The following is a 15131-nucleotide window of genomic DNA, read 5'->3' as shown; positions in this document are numbered from 1 at the left end:
ATCTTTCCGGCAAAAGGGAGGAATGATGGCGATAGCCATTGATGCCTGCGCGGCACAACATCAGGGCGACCGGCGCGAACAGCAGGATCGGGTGGCGATCCTGCCGCATCCGCGGAGCCGTGGCGTGGCCCTGGCCGTCGTCGCCGACGGCATGGGCGGCCACACCGGTGGCGCGCTGGCTGCCGAGCAGGTGATCCATACCTCGCGCAATAATCTCGATCATTTCGCGCCGAGCGAGGAAAGCGCCCGCTGGCTGCTGGAAAACAGCATGCGCGAGGCACATACGATGATCAAGGCGTCCCGTTTCATGAACGAGAAGGACCCGCACAGCACGGCGGTGATGTTGCTGCTGCAGCCGGGAAAGCTCAGCTGGGGCTATTGCGGCGACAGCCGTTTCTACGCCTACCGCGGTCGCCAGTTGCTGACGCGCACGGTCGATCATTCCTATGTCGAGCATCTGGTCGCGCAGGGCAAGATCACCCCGGCGCAGGCGCTGACCCATCCCAACCGCAATATCCTGGTGACCTCGCTCGGTGGCCAGGACGAACCCTTATTCACCTTCGGCGAAACCACCGACCTGCAGCCCGGCGACAGCTTCATGCTGTGCTCGGACGGGGTCTGGGGCTATTTCGATGAAGCGGAGCTGGGTGAGGCGCTGGCCGACAACACGGCGCGTCGGGCCTGCGAGACGATCATCGAACAAGCCCGGCAACGGGCGGCGGGAAGCGGCGACAACCTGTCGTTGGCGGTGATCCGCTTGCTCAAGCCGGCAGCGCCGGCCGGCTGAGACAACTCAGGATTTGCGACCGAGGCCGCCGAGGAGCGCGGCAACCACCCGCTTCGGCTTGTGCGGGTCGGTACTGACCGGTGCCTTCGGCGAATCCGGAATCTCGCCCTGCGGCTTGCTGGTCTCGTAAGGCTTGCTGAAATCGAAGCCGTCGGCGGCGATCATCGGGTTGCGCCGGGTGCGTTGCGGGCGTTCGCTACGTTCCGGACGCTCCGGACGGCTGGCGATCGGCGCCCGCGGCGGCGGGGCAGCGGGGCGCTTCTTCTTGTTGCCCGGGGGGTATTCGTATTCCGGTTCGGGTTCGAAGCCGGCCACTTCAATCTGTTCGATCGGCCGCTTGATCAGCTTCTCGATGTTGACCAGATAGACGACCTCGCGGGCGCTGACCAGCGAAATCGCGTTGCCGGTCTTGCCGGCGCGGCCGGTGCGGCCGATGCGGTGCACGTAGTCTTCCGGCGTGTGCGGCAGTTCGTAGTTGATCACGTAGGGCAGGTCGTCGACGTCGAGGCCGCGGGCGGCGACATCGGTGGCGATGAGGGCGTGCGTCTCGCCGGCCTTGAAGGCTTCCAGCGCCTTGATCCGGTCGAGCTGGCTCTTGTCGCCGTGGATGGCGTCGGCGTGGATACCGGCGCGCTGCAGTTCGCGGGTCAGCCGCGAGCAGCCCTGCTTGGTGCGCATGAAGACGATGCACTGGCGGATTTCGCCGGACTTCAGCAGCTTGGTCAGCAGGCCGCGCTTGCCGTATTCGGAAACCGGATGGACGCGGTGGGTGATGGTTTCGGACACCTGATTGCGGCGGGCGACTTCGACCAGCACCGGAGCCTTGAGCATGGTGTCGGCGAGCTTCTTGATCTCTTCCGAGAAGGTGGCCGAAAAGAGCAGGCTCTGCCGTTGCTGCGGCAGCATGTTGAGGATGCGGGTGACGTCGGGGATGAAGCCCATGTCGAGCATGCGGTCGGCTTCGTCGAGGACCAGCGCCTGCACCGAGTTGAAGCTGACGCTCTTCGATTCGACGTGGTCGAGCAGACGCCCCGGGGTGGCGACGAGGATTTCGACGCCCTTCTTCAGTTCGGCGATCTGCGGCTTGATGTTGACGCCGCCGAAGGCGCACATGGCGCGGATCGGCGTGTGCTTGCTGTAGTCCTTGACCGATTCGAACACCTGCATCGCCAGTTCGCGGGTCGGCGCCAGGATCAGCGCGCGCACCGGGTGCTTGGCCGGCGACGGGCTGCTGCTGGCGAAAGGCAGGATGCGCTGCAGGATGGGCAGGGTGAACGCGGCAGTCTTGCCGGTGCCGGTCTGCGCGCCGCCCATGATGTCCTGGCCGCCAATGACCAGCGGAATGGCCTTGGCCTGGATCGGGGTCGGCTTGCTGTAGCCCATGTCGGTCAGGGCGCGCAGCAGTTCGGGCGCCAGGCCGAGGTCGGCAAAAGTGATGTCGGCAGGTAATTCTGCGGCGGGTTGGGCGGATGCGGGATCGGCCAGAGTATTGATTTCGGACATGGGGCGGCATTATACGCGCGAAGGCGCCTGCCGATGCGATTGCGCTGCAATCGGCGGCTGGCGGGTCAGAGGTCGCTGACCAGCGCTTCGAGCCGGTCGCGGCTGATTGGCTTCACCAGGATGTCGTCGAAACCGGCGGCCAGGAAGGCTTCCCGCTCTTCGGGAAAGGCGTGGGCGGTGTAGGCGACGATGCGGACCGCTTGTTGCGCGTAACGCTGGCGCAAGGCCAGGCAGGTTTCCTCGCCGCTCAGTCCGGGCATGCTGATGTCGAGCAGGACCAGCTGGAAATCCCGTTTTTCCGCCAGCTCGAGCGCCGCCGCACCGGTTGCCGCTTCCTGTGTCTGCCAGCCGAGCTTGCGCAGCAGGGCGCTGGCGATGATGCGGTTGGTCGGGTGGTCGTCGACGATCAACGCGTTGCGCTCAGGCATTGCTGTCCCTTTCCGGCAGGTAGATGGTGAAGGTCGAACCGGCACCGGGCTGCGAGACCAGTTCGACCCGGCCGCCCATGTGTTCCGTCAGTTGTCTGACCAGCGCCAGCCCGAGGCCGGTGCCGCCGTGTTCGCGGGTGAGGAAGTTTTCCAGTTGCTTGAACTTTTCGAACACCACTTCCTGGTATTCGGGGGCGATGCCCGGCCCGGTGTCGCGTACCGAAATCGCCACCATGCCCTCGGCGCGTTGCGCGGTCAGCGTGACGCTGCCGGTTTCGGTGAATTTCACCGCGTTGCCGAGCAGGTTGTTGAGGATCTGGCGCAGCCGGTTGGGGTCGGCGTGCAGGAAGTTCGGCAGCCCGTCGGAGAGTTCCAGCGTCAGTGCCAGCCCCTTGGCTTCGGCGTTGGCCCGGTGCAGCACGATGACCGCTTCGAGGAAGCCGTGCAGCGGCAGTTCGCTGTACTGGAACTGCATTTCGCCGGCTTCGATCTTGGCCAGGTCGAGGATCTCGCTGACCAGCGCCAGCAGATGCTGGCCGCTCTGGTGAATGATGTTGGCGTATTCGGCCTGTTCGGTGTCGGCCAGCTCGCCGCGCAGCAGGTCGGCGAAACCGAGGATGCCGTTGAGCGGGGTGCGCAGTTCGTGCGAGACGGTGGCGAGGAAGGCGGTCTTCGCCTGGCTGGCTTCTTCGGCCTTCTGCCGGGCTTCGTCGAGGCGGCGGAAGGATTCCTCGACGGAATCGGCCATGGCGTTGAAGGAGCGCGCCATCTCGCCCATCTCGTCGGTGGCGCGGTCGTCCAGGCGGTGGCCGAGGTCGCCGTCGCGGAAGGCGCGGATGCCGGCGATCATCGACGTGATGCGGCCGGTGAGCAGGTTGGCGATCCAGATGGCGATGAAGATGACGACGGCGACCATCGCCAGCGTCGAGCCCCAGAGGCCGATCGCCGTCGTGCGCAGGCTGTCGGCGATGCCGTCGAGCAGGTCGCTGCGCTGCGCCTTGAACTGGCGGTCCTTCTCGGCGACCAGGGTGTTGATCTTGGCGGCGGTTTCGGTCGCCGCGGCGTGGAAGTCATCGACGTTGGCGCCGATCGTCACGAAACCGAAACCCTGCGGCGTTTTGCCGTACTGGCCGGTGTAGTAGGGGATGGCGGCGGCGGTGGTGAGTTTCCAGAGGTCGGAGAAGAAGATCACGAAGGAACCGGAACCGCCGTGTTCGGTGAGCGCGTTCCAGCCGTCGCATTGCGGCGAGAAGTTGAGGTAGCGGCAATCGAGGCCGAGCTGTCCGGCCTTGATCTGTTCCTTCGCCGGCTTGCGCTTGAGGCTCTGATCGTGGAAGGGGGCGATGCCGGCCAGGAATTCGTGCGCCGGCTTGCCGCTGGCCTGCCACTGGCCGTACAGCTCGCTGTCCAGCCAGGGCGGGACGGGGTCGCCGGTCTGCGGATCGTAGCCGGCGATCATGTAGTCGCGCGGGTGCGCGATGGCGCGGCTCTTGTGGTCCCAGATGAAGGCGTAGTTGCCCTTGATCGCGTCGATGATCGGCGTGTAGCGCTCGGCGGTGGGCATCAGCCGGTCGGTGAACTGGCGGATGTGGTCGTGGTCGAGGGCCAGCGTCACGTAACCGGTGATGCGGCCGTTGCGGACGACTGGCGTCGCCCAGCGGACGATGCCGCGGAAACGCTGGCCGACCGGGTTTTCGGTGCCGGCGTAGGCGGCCTTCTCCGGAGCGAACGGGGTGCCGATCTTCTCCAGCCGTTCCGGCAGGTAGGGGCCGATCAGGTCGGTGCGGACATAGGCGCCGATGACTTCGGAAACGTAGATTTCGCCGGGCTTGAGCTTCTCCAGTTCGGAGAAGTAGGTTTCCGCGCGGACGAAGGTGTTGCGCCGGTCGGCGACATTCTTCAACGCGCGCTCGGTGAGGTCGCCGACGGTGGCCTTGATCTTTTCGTTGCCGGCGAGATCGACGAAGCTCATCTCCACGAACAGCGGGCGCTGCTCGGGCTCGCCCAGGTATTCCGGCGCCCGGGCGTGGAAGTCGCGGGCGTTGTCGGGCAGGACCGGGCGCGTCACCTTGGCTTCGCGCGTCACCGCTTCGACCGGTTCCCAGGATTTGCCGTCCGGGGCCAGCTTCCACGCGCCGTGGCGGTACAGGGTGCGCTGGCGCTGGGTGAGGAAGCGGCGGAAGGCGGCCTCCGAGAGTTCGCTGTCGGCCGCCTGCAGGATGTCGTTGTCGCGGGCGTAGAGGAAGCGGGCGATGTTGCGGGCGGCGTCGGTGGTCAGCGTCTCGATCGCGTCGCGCGAGCGTTCGTCGAGGGCGCGGATCGAGTCATCGGTGACGGTCTTGCCGATTTCCTGGATGGTCTGCAGCGAAGTGTCGGCCATGCCGGCCGCCTTGACCGAAACCTCGGCGCCGAGCTGGCGTGCCGTGTACCAGGCGAACCAGGCGAGCAGCAGCAGGGGAATGACCTTGATCAGGACGAAGATCGCGATCAGCTTGCCGCGGATGCCGCGCAGGAATTTTGGCTGGCGATTCATCGCATCCCTCCCCCTCCGGCGGGTGGCGGCCGATCACGATTTGCCGTGTTCGGCCGTCGTTTCCTTGTTGTCCTTGGCGGTGGCCGGGGCGGCAGTGTCGCCTTCCTTGGCCGGCGCCGCTTCCGCTTCGGCGGGCGCGGCACGTTTCTTCTTGCTGCCCGGCGGTTCCGGCGGCGGCAATTGCGGGGCGATGGTCTCCAGCTTGTTCTCCCGCATGTACTCGTCCATCTCGCGCCAGCCCTCGTAGATGCTGGCTTTCGGCAACCAGCTGTAGATCGAGTAGCAGTCCTCGATCGCCCTTCCGGAATGGCGGCAGGCGCTGCCCACCGCCTTGCCTTCGGCTTCGTTCTTGGCGGTCTTGACGGCCGGGTCCTCGAGGCCGAGCTTGCCGGCAACCTGGTCGCAGCCGGGCAGCGCAATGACGGACAGGGCGAGGAACAAGGTGCGCAGATTCATGGCCGGATTTTCGCACAACTGTCACCAACTGTGAAAAATCGGCGGCCCGTCGGGGGGCTATAATTCGCGTCGTCTATTTGCTGGATGGGTCTGATGTCGCAAGTTCTTCGTTTACTGCTGGTCGCCGCTTGTGCGGTATCCCCCTTTTCGGTCGCTGCCGCCAAGCCGGCGCCGACCCCCGCTACCGTGCCGACCCTGGCGCACAATCTGGATGCCGCCAACGAGGCCCGGCTGACCGCCGTGATCGAACGCTTCCGCAAGGAGACCGGTGGCGAGATCAAACTGGTTCGCTTGCAGAAGGGCGAGAAGCCGGCAACCCTGAACCTGCTCAGCCGCTACCAGACCGAAGATGTCTTCAGTCAGCCGAAGGCCTTCGTGCCGCTTTACTCGATGATGAGCAAGGCAGGCGTCGCCCTGTCGGTGCAACTGTCGGAAATCCTCAAGCCGAGCGTCACTGACGGCAAGGGGCGCCTGGTCGCGCTGCCGGTCCTCTATTCGACGCCGCTGATGTTCTACAACAAGCTGGCTTTCCGCAAGGCCGGGCTCGACCCCGAGCAGCCGCCGAAGACCTGGTTCGAGATGCAGGGCTACCTCGACAAGCTGCAGTCGGCGGGTTACGACTGTCCTTACGCCTCGTCCTGGCCGACCTGGGTGCATATCGACAACGTCAGTGCGGTTTCCGGCGTGCCGGCGGTCGATGCCAAGAGCGGCCTGAAGTTCAACGGGCTACCGCAGGTCAAGCATGTGGCGATGATGGCGACCTGGAGCAAGGCGCGTTACTTCCGCCAGTACGGCAATGCCGACGAGGCGAGCGCGCGGTTCAAGGAAGGCGAATGCGCGATCATCACCACCGATTCGCGCGAATATGCCGACTTCCAGGATGCCCGTGGCGTCGAGCTGGGGGTGGCGCCGATGCCCTACCACGATGACGTCTATGGCGGCCGGCGGCCGACGCTGGTCGATGGTTCGTCGCTGTGGGTCGGTGCCGGCAAGCCGGCGGCCGAGTACAAGCAGGCGGCGAAGTTCGTCAATTACCTGCTGTCGCCGGAAATCCAGGTTGAACTGGTGCGCAATCACGGCGGCCTGCCGCTTACCGAAGCCGCCCGTCTGGCTTCGCTCAGCCGTTTGCTGCAGGATGGACGGCAGGCACTCGAGGCCGCCTACGTCTCGCTGCGCGGCCCGGGGGCGGGCGCGGTGGCGCAGGTCAGTCGTTCCGACAACACGCGCCTGATCGCCGACGAGGAACTCGCCGCCGTCTGGGCCGACCGCAAACCGGCCAAGGCGGCACTCGATACCGCCGTGATGCGCGGCAACTCGGTGCTCAAGGCGCAGCCGGTGCTGAAAAAGCAGCAGCCCTTCTGATGCATTTCCCGCCGCCGCGATACTTTGCGCATCGCGGCGGCGGCACGCTGGCCCCCGAGAACACGCTGGCCGGTATCCGGCTGGCGGCCCGACTCGGCTACCGGGCGGTCGAGTTCGACGTCATGCTTTCAGGGTCCGGCACGCCGCTGCTGATCCACGACGAAACCCTGGAGCGTACGACCAACGGCAGCGGTGTCGTCGCGATGACCGACGACGCGACGCTGTTTGCCCTCGACGCCGGCGGCGAACCCTTGCCCCGTCTCGTCAACGCCGCCCGCTTGTGCGGCGAACTCGGCTTGCTTGCCAACGTCGAGGTCAAACCGGCGGCCGGGTTCGAGCGGGAGACCGCGCAACGCGTGGCGGCCGAGGTCAAGGCCGCCTGGCCCGGTCTGCCGCCGCTGTTTTCGTCGTTTTCGCGCACGGCATTGCAGGTTCTGCAAGCGGAGCTGCCCGCTCTGCCGCGTGCCTGGCTGCTCGATGTGTTGCCCGACGACTGGCGGTCGGCGGCGCGGCAGTTGGGTGTCGTCGCGCTGCATCTCGACCTGGCGCTGGTGACGCCGGCACTGGTCCGCGAGTGCGCCGGGCTCGGGCTTGCCGTCCGAGCCTACACGCTGCAGACGCCGGCGCTGGCCGATTACCTGTTCGACATCGGCGTTGCCGGGGTGTTCGTCGATCCGCTCGACCGCTTCCGGCCGCCGCGGGATTGAGGGCCGGCTGTTTCCGGTTTGTATCCGCGCTGTTTTTGCTTACAAAGGCTTGCAAACGGCATGCTGCTTTCGTCGCCGAAAACGGGTTCAATGAGGGCCGTCGAACTTGAACAATTCACGGAGGAAAAAATGAAGACCGTCAAATCCCTGCTCCTGCTTACGCTGTCGCTTTCCCTGTCCGGCGTCGCTCTGGCCCAAAGCGAAACGTCGCGCGTCGATCAGCGGCAGGCCCGTCAGGAACAGCGCATCGACCAGGGGGTGGCGTCCGGTGCCCTGACCGATCGCGAGGCGGCGCGCCTCGAACGCGGCCAGGCGCGGGTCGAGCGGATCGAAACGCGGACCCAGGCCGACGGCGTGCAGACCCGGCGCGAACGTGTCCGCCTGGAGCGTGCCCAGGACGTGCAGAGCCGCCACATCGCGCGCCAGAAACACGACCGGCAGCACGACTACAACCACAACGGCATTCGCGACCGCCGCCGCTGAGCCGCTCCCGGTGCCTGCGACAAACCCGCCGTCCGGCGGGTTTTTCTTTTAAAATCGCGGATTCCGTATTTAGCGAGCCCATCGGGCAGAACCTTCATGAAAAGCGCCGAAATCCGCCAGAAATTCCTCGACTTCTTCGCCGCCAAGGGGCACCAGATCGTCGCCTCGTCGTCGCTCGTCCCGCACGACGACCCGACGCTGCTGTTCACCAACGCCGGCATGAACCAGTTCAAGGACGTCTTCCTCGGTTTCGACAAGCGCCCCTACAGCCGCGCGACTACCTCGCAGAAATGCGTGCGCGCCGGCGGCAAGCACAACGACCTCGAAAACGTCGGCTACACCGCGCGCCACCACACCTTCTTCGAGATGCTCGGCAATTTCAGCTTCGGCGACTACTTCAAGCGCGACGCGATCAAGTACGCCTGGGAACTGCTCACCGAGGTCTACGGCCTGCCCAAGGACAAGCTGATGGTCACGGTCTATGCCGAGGACGACGAGGCCTACGATATCTGGCACAAGGAAGTCGGCGTGCCGGCCGACAAGATCGTGCGCATCGGCGACAACAAGGGCGCCCGCTATGCTTCCGACAACTTCTGGATGATGGGCGATACCGGTCCCTGCGGGCCGTGCACGGAAATCTTCTACGATCACGGTGAACAGCACTGGGGCGGCCCCCCGGGATCGCCGGAAGAAGACGGCGACCGTTTCATCGAAATCTGGAACAACGTCTTCATGCAGTTCAACCGCGACGAGCAGGGCGTGATGCATCCGCTGCCCAAGCCGTCGGTGGACACCGGCATGGGTCTGGAGCGCATCTCCGCCGTGCTGCAGGGCGTGCATGCCAACTACGAGATCGACCTGTTCCAGGCGCTGATCGCCGCCGCCGCCCGCGAAACCAGCGACGCCGACATGGACTCGCCGTCGCTCAAGGTGCTCGCCGACCACATCCGCGCCTGCTCCTTCCTGATCGCCGACGGCGTCATTCCGGGCAACGAAGGCCGCGGCTACGTGCTGCGCCGCATCATCCGCCGCGCCATCCGCCACGGCTACAAGCTCGGCGCCCGCGCTGCCTTCTTCCACAAGATGGTGCCCGACCTGGTCGGCGAGATGGGCGTAGCCTATCCGGAACTCAAGGAAAACCAGGCCAAGGTCGTCGCCACGCTGAAGCAGGAAGAAGACCGCTTCTTCGCGACGATCGAGAACGGCATGGAAATCCTCGAAGGCGAACTTGCCGCGATGGCCGACAAGGGCGTTACGGTGTTCAACGGCGAAACCGCCTTCAAGCTGCACGACACCTACGGCTTCCCGCTCGACCTGACCGCCGACATCTGCCGCGAACGCAACGTGACCGTCGACGGCGCCGCCTTCGACGCCGCCATGGCCCGCCAGAAGGAACAGGCGCGTGCCGCCGGCAAGTTCAAGATGGCGGTCAACCTGGAATACGCGGGTACCGAAACGACCTTCCACGGCTACGAATCGCTCGAAGCCAAGGGCAAGGTGCTGGCGCTGTACAAGGACGGTGCGGCAGTCGCTGAGCTGCACGAAGGCGACCTCGGCGTCGTCGTTCTCGATCACACCCCGTTCTACGCCGAATCCGGCGGCCAGTGCGGCGACCGCGGCGAACTCAAGGGCGTCGGCGGCATCTTCGCGGTCGAAGACACGCTGAAGATCCAGGCCGCGGTGTTCGGCCACCACGGCATCCTGAAGACCGGCAAGCTGGCGCTCGGCCAGGAAGTCGGCGCCCGCGTCGATGCCGTCGCCCGCGCCGCCACCGCCCGCAACCACTCGGTCACCCACCTGATGCACAAGGCACTGCGCGAAGTGCTCGGCGCCCACGTCCAGCAGAAGGGCTCGCAGGTCGACCCGGACAAGACCCGTTTCGACTTCGCCCACAATTCGCCGCTGAGCGCCGAGGAAATCCGCGAGGTCGAGGAAATCGTCAACGCCGAGATCCTCGCCAACGCCGCCACCGACAGCCGCGTGATGGGTATCGAAGACGCCCAGAAGTCGGGCGCGATGATGCTCTTCGGCGAAAAGTACGGTGATGAAGTGCGCGTCGTCGCCATCGGTTCTTCCAAGGAACTGTGCGGCGGTACCCACGTCGCCCGCAGCGGCGACATCGGCCTGTTCAAGATCGTCTCGGAAGCCGGCGTCGCCGCCGGCGTGCGCCGCGTCGAAGCGATCACCGGCAGCAATGCGCTGGCCTACGTGCAGACCCAGGAAAGCCGCGTCGCCGGCATCTCGGCGCTGTTGAAGACGCAACCGGACGACATCGGCGAGCGCGTCGCCGGCATCCTCGACCATGTCCGCTCGCTGGAAAAGGAAGTCGCCCGTCTGAAATCCAAGCTGGCCGCTTCGCAGGGCGACGACCTGCTGGCGCAGGCGGTCGAGGTCAAGGGCGCCAAGCTGCTGGCGACCACGCTTGACGGCGCCGACGTCGCGACGCTGCGCGAGACGATGGACAAGCTGAAGGACAAGCTGAAGTCGGCGGCCATCGTGCTGGCTTCGGTGGCTGATGGCAAGGTGACGCTGATTGCCGGCGTCACCGCCGACCTGACCGGCAAGGTCAAGGCCGGCGAGCTGGTCAATCTGGTCGCCCAGCAGGTCGGCGGCAAGGGCGGCGGTCGGCCGGACATGGCGCAGGCCGGCGGCACCCAGCCGGAAAACCTGCCGGCGGCGCTGGCCTCGGTCCAGGCCTGGGTCGAAGGCAAGCTGTGACGCGGGCGTTGCTGCTGATCGCCGCGCTGGCTTGCGGGTCGGCGCTGGCGGGCGAACTCGACCGGACGCCGCTCGACGCGGTGACCGCCGACGGCCAGCCGGTCCGGCTGTTTCCGAACGGTCGCTGGGAGTATGTGGACCAGGCGAAGGCCGCAGCGGCGCAGAAAGTTGCCGCTGACTACCCGGAAAACCAGACCCGTCCGGTCGAATCGCAGGGCATCGTGTTCGGCGGCATCGGCCGCTACGTGATGCCGGGCGACAAGGATTACAACCGCGGTTCGTTGAATCCCAAGCTGCGCTGAGCGCTCAGCGCAGCAGTTCGCGGGACGGGGTTTCGCGGACGCATTCCCCGTCGATGACGTCACCGTCGGCGGCGCGGCTCCTCGCTGCCTCTGGCGCCGGCGCCGCTTCGCGCAGCGCCTTGCGCAGGGCGCGCGTCTTCCACCAGAACCAGCCGGCGAACAGCAGGCCGATCACTGCCGCCACCGCCAGTGCCACCAGCGAGAACATGACGCCCAGCACCAGCAGGCCGATGCTGAGTAGCGCAGTCAGCAGTTTGCCGGCGATGCCTTGCGGGGCACGCGCAAACCGGATGTCGGATGAAAAGGGGTTTGACGCTCTGGGCATGGGTGGGGATCGGCTTCGTTCGGAGTCGTCTATTGTCCCCCAAGTGGCCGGCTGCGTTGTGCTTCCAACGCGTCATTTTGTAATGGTGCGTGACATGACTTCGGAATATGCGGAAATGCTGACGCTTTTTCTATCAGAAAAAACCGCATAAATTGTTTATCGCATTTTGATTTGGGTCAATATCCGGAATACGCAGAGGGCTAGCATCGTCGTTTTCTACAACGACAAAGGGAGTGTTCATGTTCAAGCCAGTTCTTTCCTCCGCCCTGCTTGCCGCCGCACTGGCGGCTTCGATGCCGGCCCAGGCCGCCGATCAGGGGAGCTTCATGGTGCGGGCCCGCGCGGTTCATATCAACTTCGAAAACGACCAGAGCAACGCGGTCAAGACCCTGGATATCGCGGCGCAGAACCGCTGGATTCCGGAAGTCGACCTCAGCTACTTCTTCACGCCGAACATCGCTGCCGAACTGGTCCTGACCTATCCGCAGAAGGTCAAGGTTGACGCCGGATCGACCAAGATCGGCACGATCAAGGCGCTGCCGCCGTCGCTGATGCTGCAATACCACTTCACCAATTTCGGTGCCTTCAAGCCCTATGTCGGCCTTGGCTTGAACTACACGGTGTTCTATAACCGCGGCAATTTCGTCATTCCGGGGGCGGATGTCGAGCGGTCCAGCTTCGGTGTGGCAGCCCAGGTCGGCTTCGATTACGCGCTGGACAAGAACTGGTCGGTGAACATGGACGTCAAGTACATCCAGATGGATACCGACGTCAAGGTTGGCAATACCAAGCTCGGCAATCTCGATCTCAACCCGATCACCGCCGGTATCGGTGTCGGCTACCGCTTCTAAGCGTCAGCAGCCGGTTGGCAAAAGGGGCTTCGGCCCCTTTTTCATTTTTCCGACGCCAATGTGCCGGCCCATGCCAGCGCAGCGGTTTGCGCGCGGTTCAGGGCCTTGGCGCCGAGTTCGGGCTGTTGCGCGAGTTGTTCGGCCAGTCCCGTCAGGTCGCCGCTTTCGCTGCATTCGGTGATGCCCAGGAGTTTGGACAGGATGCCGTGGCCATCGCAGAGCGCGGCCTTGACGCTGTCGGCGATCGGCAGCGGGGTGACGATCTCGCGGATCGGCAGGCCGACCAGGGCGGGCATCAACGACATGATGCCGACCATGAAGGCCTGGTCGGCGAAGCCGCCATCGCCCGGCCGGATCTCTTCGGCGAGCAATTCCATCAGGCGGCCGCGGGTTGCCGCCATCAGCAGCAGGGCGTTGTTGTCGGTGTTGGGTTTGCCCGAGGCGAAGAGCAGCAGTTGCAGCCAGCGCTGCAACTGGCGCCGGCCGAGCAGGGTGATCGCCTGGTTGAGCGAGCTGACGTGCCCGGTCATGCCGCCGGCGACCGAGTTGCTCATGCGCAGCAGGTTGACGGTGAGGCCGGGTTCGGATTTGAGCGCCGCCTCGATCTTGCCGGTGTCGGCATCGGCAAGCAGCAGTCCCATCAGCTTCATCAGCGACAGTTGCGAGTGGTCGAGGCGACGACCGGCGATGATTGTCGGTCGGGCGAAGAAATAGCCCTGGAACAGGGAGAAACCCAGTTTCAGGCATTGTTCCATCTGTTCCCGCGAATCGACCTTCTCGGCGAGCAAGGTCTTGCCCTTGGGCCTCAATTGCAACGTCAGCTGCATCAACTGCACACGGTTGAGCGCCTGGATGTCGATCTTGATGATGTCGACCAGGGTCAGCAGCTCGTCGTACTCTGGCGTGAATTCGACGACATCGTCCAGGGCCAGCGCGAAACCGCCGGCTTTCAGCGCCCGGCAGCGGTCGATGACGGCCGGCGTGGGTTTGACCGTTTCGAGGATTTCCAGCACCACCGTGTGTCGGGGCAGGAGTTCGAGCATGTCGCTGAACAGGAATTCCTGGTCGACATTGATGAAGCCCCGGCAATTGCCGAGCGCCGCCTCGACGCCGAGTTCGGCGAAGGCATTGGCGATCACCGTTGCCGTTGCGGCGACGCCGTCGGTGACGGTGGCCGTGTTGTCCTGGCTGCCGCTGCGAAAGAGCAGTTCGTAAGCGTAGAGCCGCTGTTCGCGGTCGAGGATGGGCTGTCGCCCGAGAAACAGTTGTTCGGCGTCTACGCTCACGACGGGGCTCAGAAAGGAAGCGCGATACCCGGCCAGACGGCGCTCAGCGCCTGGCGGAAAGCTGCCTGGATGCGCGCCAGCGCGGCGGTGTCGTCGGCTTCGAAGCGCAGCACGACGACCGGTGTCGTGTTCGACGGGCGGGCCAGGCCGAAGCCATCCGGGTACTCGACGCGTACGCCGTCGATGGTGATCACTTCGCTGGCGCCATCGAACCGGCCTGCCGCTTTCAGCTTGTCGATCAGCGCGAAGGGTTCGCCTTCGGCCATCTTGATGTTGAGTTCCGGGGTCGACGGCGAATTCGGCAGGGTTTTCAGCGGCGCGTTGGCATCGGCCGCGCGGCTCAATATTTCGAGCAGGCGGGCGCCGGTGTACAAGCCGTCGTCGAAGCCGTACCAGCGTTCCTTGAAGAAGGTGTGGCCGGACATCTCACCGGCCAGCGGGGCGCCGGTTTCCTTGAGCTTGGCCTTGACCAGGGCGTGGCCGGTGTTCCACATCAGCGGCACGCCGCCGTGCTCCTTGATCCACGGGGCGAGCAGGCGCGTGCATTTGACGTCGTAGATCACCGTGCCGCCCGGCACGCGCGACAGCACGTCGGCGGCGAACAACATCAACTGGCGGTCCGGATAGATGATCTCGCCGTCCTTGGTGACGACGCCGAGGCGGTCGCCGTCGCCGTCGAAGGCGATGCCGATTTCAGCGTCGGTGTCCTTGAGCGCCTGGATGACGTCTTTCAGGTTTTCCGGCTTCGACGGGTCCGGGTGGTGATTGGGGAAGTTGCCGTCAACTTCGCAGTACAGCGGCACGATGTCGCAACCGAGGCGCTTGAACAGTTCCGGGGCAATCGCGCCGGCCACGCCGTTGCCGCAATCCATGACGATCTTCAGCGGCCGGGCCAGCTTGACGTCGCCGACGATCTTTTCGACATAGGCGCCGAGTACGTCGGCGCTGCGCTTCTGGCCGCTGCCGGTTTTCAGATTGCCGGCTTCGATGCGCTTCTTCAGATCCTGAATCGCGTCGAGCGCCAGCGTCGTGCCGGCGATGACCATCTTCAGCCCGTTGTAGTCCGGCGGGTTGTGGCTGCCGGTGACCGAGACGCAGGAGTGGCAGCCGAGTTCGTAGGCGGCGAAGTAGGTGACCGGGGTCGGCACGCAGCCGACGTCGATCGCGTCGCAGCCGGTGGAGACGATGCCGTCCATCAGCGCGCCGGCCAGTTCCGGGCCGGACAGGCGACCGTCGCGGCCGACGGCAATCGCCGTCTGGCCCTGTTCCAGCGCCAGCGAACCGAGCGCCTGGCCGACTTTCCGGACGACGTCGGCGGTCAGCGACTTGTTGACGATGCCCCGGATGTCGTAGGCCTTGAAGATTTCTGCGGGGAGCGGCTGGCTCATGG

The 15131-nt window shown here is 65.3% G+C and carries 14 protein-coding genes; 7 read left to right on the top strand and 7 right to left on the bottom strand.

Annotation, left to right across the window (positions count from 1 at the left end):
- The first annotated feature begins 25 nt into the window (after positions 1 to 25).
- On the top strand, positions 26 to 787 hold the full coding sequence (locus tag AC0KWY_RS09215) for a PP2C family protein-serine/threonine phosphatase (RefSeq protein ID WP_474029347.1): 762 nt from the start codon (positions 26 to 28) through the stop codon (positions 785 to 787).
- Between the two features lie 6 nt (positions 788 to 793).
- Here AC0KWY_RS09215 and AC0KWY_RS09210 read toward each other — a convergent pair whose 3' ends face one another.
- The 4 genes from AC0KWY_RS09210 to AC0KWY_RS09195 all read right to left on the bottom strand — a co-directional run bounded on the left by AC0KWY_RS09210 (position 794) and on the right by AC0KWY_RS09195 (position 5707).
- Complete coding sequence (locus tag AC0KWY_RS09210; protein WP_474029712.1) at positions 794 to 2224, bottom strand: DEAD/DEAH box helicase; 1431 nt, start codon at positions 2222 to 2224, stop codon at positions 794 to 796.
- A 131-nt stretch (positions 2225 to 2355) separates the two neighbouring features.
- Positions 2356 to 2718 (bottom strand): response regulator, encoded by a 363-nt coding sequence (locus tag AC0KWY_RS09205; protein WP_474029346.1) that lies wholly within the window; start codon positions 2716 to 2718, stop codon positions 2356 to 2358.
- Positions 2711 to 5251 (bottom strand): sensor histidine kinase, encoded by a 2541-nt coding sequence (locus tag AC0KWY_RS09200; RefSeq protein WP_474029345.1) that lies wholly within the window; start codon positions 5249 to 5251, stop codon positions 2711 to 2713. Before AC0KWY_RS09200 ends, AC0KWY_RS09205 begins: the two co-directional genes overlap by 8 nt.
- Positions 5252 to 5284: 33 nt before the next feature.
- Positions 5285 to 5707 (bottom strand): hypothetical protein, encoded by a 423-nt coding sequence (locus AC0KWY_RS09195; RefSeq protein WP_474029343.1) that lies wholly within the window; start codon positions 5705 to 5707, stop codon positions 5285 to 5287.
- A 93-nt stretch (positions 5708 to 5800) separates the two neighbouring features.
- Here AC0KWY_RS09195 and AC0KWY_RS09190 point away from each other — a divergent pair, with 93 nt between their 5' ends.
- The 5 genes from AC0KWY_RS09190 (at position 5801) to AC0KWY_RS09170 (ending at position 11279) form a co-directional block, all read left to right on the top strand.
- Positions 5801 to 7069 (top strand): extracellular solute-binding protein, encoded by a 1269-nt coding sequence (locus tag AC0KWY_RS09190; protein WP_474029341.1) that lies wholly within the window; start codon positions 5801 to 5803, stop codon positions 7067 to 7069.
- The gene (locus AC0KWY_RS09185; protein WP_474029340.1) at positions 7069 to 7776 is read left to right on the top strand and encodes a glycerophosphodiester phosphodiesterase family protein; all 708 of its coding nucleotides are present in this window, start codon (positions 7069 to 7071) and stop codon (positions 7774 to 7776) included. The genes AC0KWY_RS09190 and AC0KWY_RS09185 overlap by 1 nt, the downstream gene beginning before the upstream one ends.
- 129 nt (positions 7777 to 7905) lie before the next feature.
- On the top strand, positions 7906 to 8259 hold the full coding sequence (locus AC0KWY_RS09180; protein WP_474029339.1) for a hypothetical protein: 354 nt from the start codon (positions 7906 to 7908) through the stop codon (positions 8257 to 8259).
- A 96-nt stretch (positions 8260 to 8355) separates the two neighbouring features.
- Positions 8356 to 10977 carry an alanine--tRNA ligase gene (gene alaS, locus AC0KWY_RS09175; RefSeq protein WP_474029338.1) on the top strand — a complete coding sequence of 874 codons (2622 nt, stop codon included), beginning with the start codon at positions 8356 to 8358 and terminating at the stop codon, positions 10975 to 10977.
- Positions 10974 to 11279: a hypothetical protein gene (locus AC0KWY_RS09170; RefSeq protein WP_474029337.1), complete on the top strand. Its 306-nt coding sequence runs from the start codon at positions 10974 to 10976 to the stop codon at positions 11277 to 11279. Before alaS ends, AC0KWY_RS09170 begins: the two co-directional genes overlap by 4 nt.
- Positions 11280 to 11283: 4 nt before the next feature.
- On the opposite strand, the gene AC0KWY_RS09165 is transcribed toward AC0KWY_RS09170, so the two are convergent.
- Positions 11284 to 11604 (bottom strand): hypothetical protein, encoded by a 321-nt coding sequence (locus tag AC0KWY_RS09165; protein WP_474029336.1) that lies wholly within the window; start codon positions 11602 to 11604, stop codon positions 11284 to 11286.
- Between the two features lie 239 nt (positions 11605 to 11843).
- On the opposite strand from AC0KWY_RS09165, the gene AC0KWY_RS09160 reads away from it, so the two are divergent.
- Positions 11844 to 12455, top strand: coding sequence for an OmpW/AlkL family protein (locus tag AC0KWY_RS09160; RefSeq protein ID WP_474029335.1), 612 nt, complete (start codon positions 11844 to 11846; stop codon positions 12453 to 12455).
- 41 nt (positions 12456 to 12496) lie between these two features.
- Here AC0KWY_RS09160 and AC0KWY_RS09155 read toward each other — a convergent pair whose 3' ends face one another.
- Together AC0KWY_RS09155 and AC0KWY_RS09150 are read right to left on the bottom strand one after the other, a co-directional pair.
- A complete protein-coding gene (locus AC0KWY_RS09155; RefSeq protein ID WP_474029334.1) occupies positions 12497 to 13741 on the bottom strand; it encodes an EAL and HDOD domain-containing protein in 1245 nt (414 codons plus the stop codon).
- Between the two features lie 8 nt (positions 13742 to 13749).
- Positions 13750 to 15129 (bottom strand): phosphomannomutase/phosphoglucomutase, encoded by a 1380-nt coding sequence (locus AC0KWY_RS09150; RefSeq protein WP_474029333.1) that lies wholly within the window; start codon positions 15127 to 15129, stop codon positions 13750 to 13752.
- Positions 15130 to 15131 lie beyond the last annotated feature (2 nt).

It is taken from the genome of Azonexus sp. MM2026_4, assembly GCF_055901855.1.
The sequence above is the reverse complement of the archived record's forward strand: the minus strand, read 5'-3'. Positions and strand labels throughout refer to the sequence as shown.

Coding starts and splice junctions, on each gene's coding strand:
- AC0KWY_RS09215 (WP_474029347.1), top strand. CDS start 26: ATGGCGATAGCCATTGATGCCTGCGCGGCACAACATCAGGGCGACCGG.
- AC0KWY_RS09205 (WP_474029346.1), bottom strand. CDS start 2,718: ATGCCTGAGCGCAACGCGTTGATCGTCGACGACCACCCGACCAACCGC.
- AC0KWY_RS09200 (WP_474029345.1), bottom strand. CDS start 5,251: ATGAATCGCCAGCCAAAATTCCTGCGCGGCATCCGCGGCAAGCTGATC.
- AC0KWY_RS09195 (WP_474029343.1), bottom strand. CDS start 5,707: ATGAATCTGCGCACCTTGTTCCTCGCCCTGTCCGTCATTGCGCTGCCC.
- AC0KWY_RS09190 (WP_474029341.1), top strand. CDS start 5,801: ATGTCGCAAGTTCTTCGTTTACTGCTGGTCGCCGCTTGTGCGGTATCC.
- AC0KWY_RS09185 (WP_474029340.1), top strand. CDS start 7,069: ATGCATTTCCCGCCGCCGCGATACTTTGCGCATCGCGGCGGCGGCACG.
- AC0KWY_RS09180 (WP_474029339.1), top strand. CDS start 7,906: ATGAAGACCGTCAAATCCCTGCTCCTGCTTACGCTGTCGCTTTCCCTG.
- alaS (WP_474029338.1), top strand. CDS start 8,356: ATGAAAAGCGCCGAAATCCGCCAGAAATTCCTCGACTTCTTCGCCGCC.
- AC0KWY_RS09165 (WP_474029336.1), bottom strand. CDS start 11,604: ATGCCCAGAGCGTCAAACCCCTTTTCATCCGACATCCGGTTTGCGCGT.
- AC0KWY_RS09160 (WP_474029335.1), top strand. CDS start 11,844: ATGTTCAAGCCAGTTCTTTCCTCCGCCCTGCTTGCCGCCGCACTGGCG.
- AC0KWY_RS09150 (WP_474029333.1), bottom strand. CDS start 15,129: ATGAGCCAGCCGCTCCCCGCAGAAATCTTCAAGGCCTACGACATCCGG.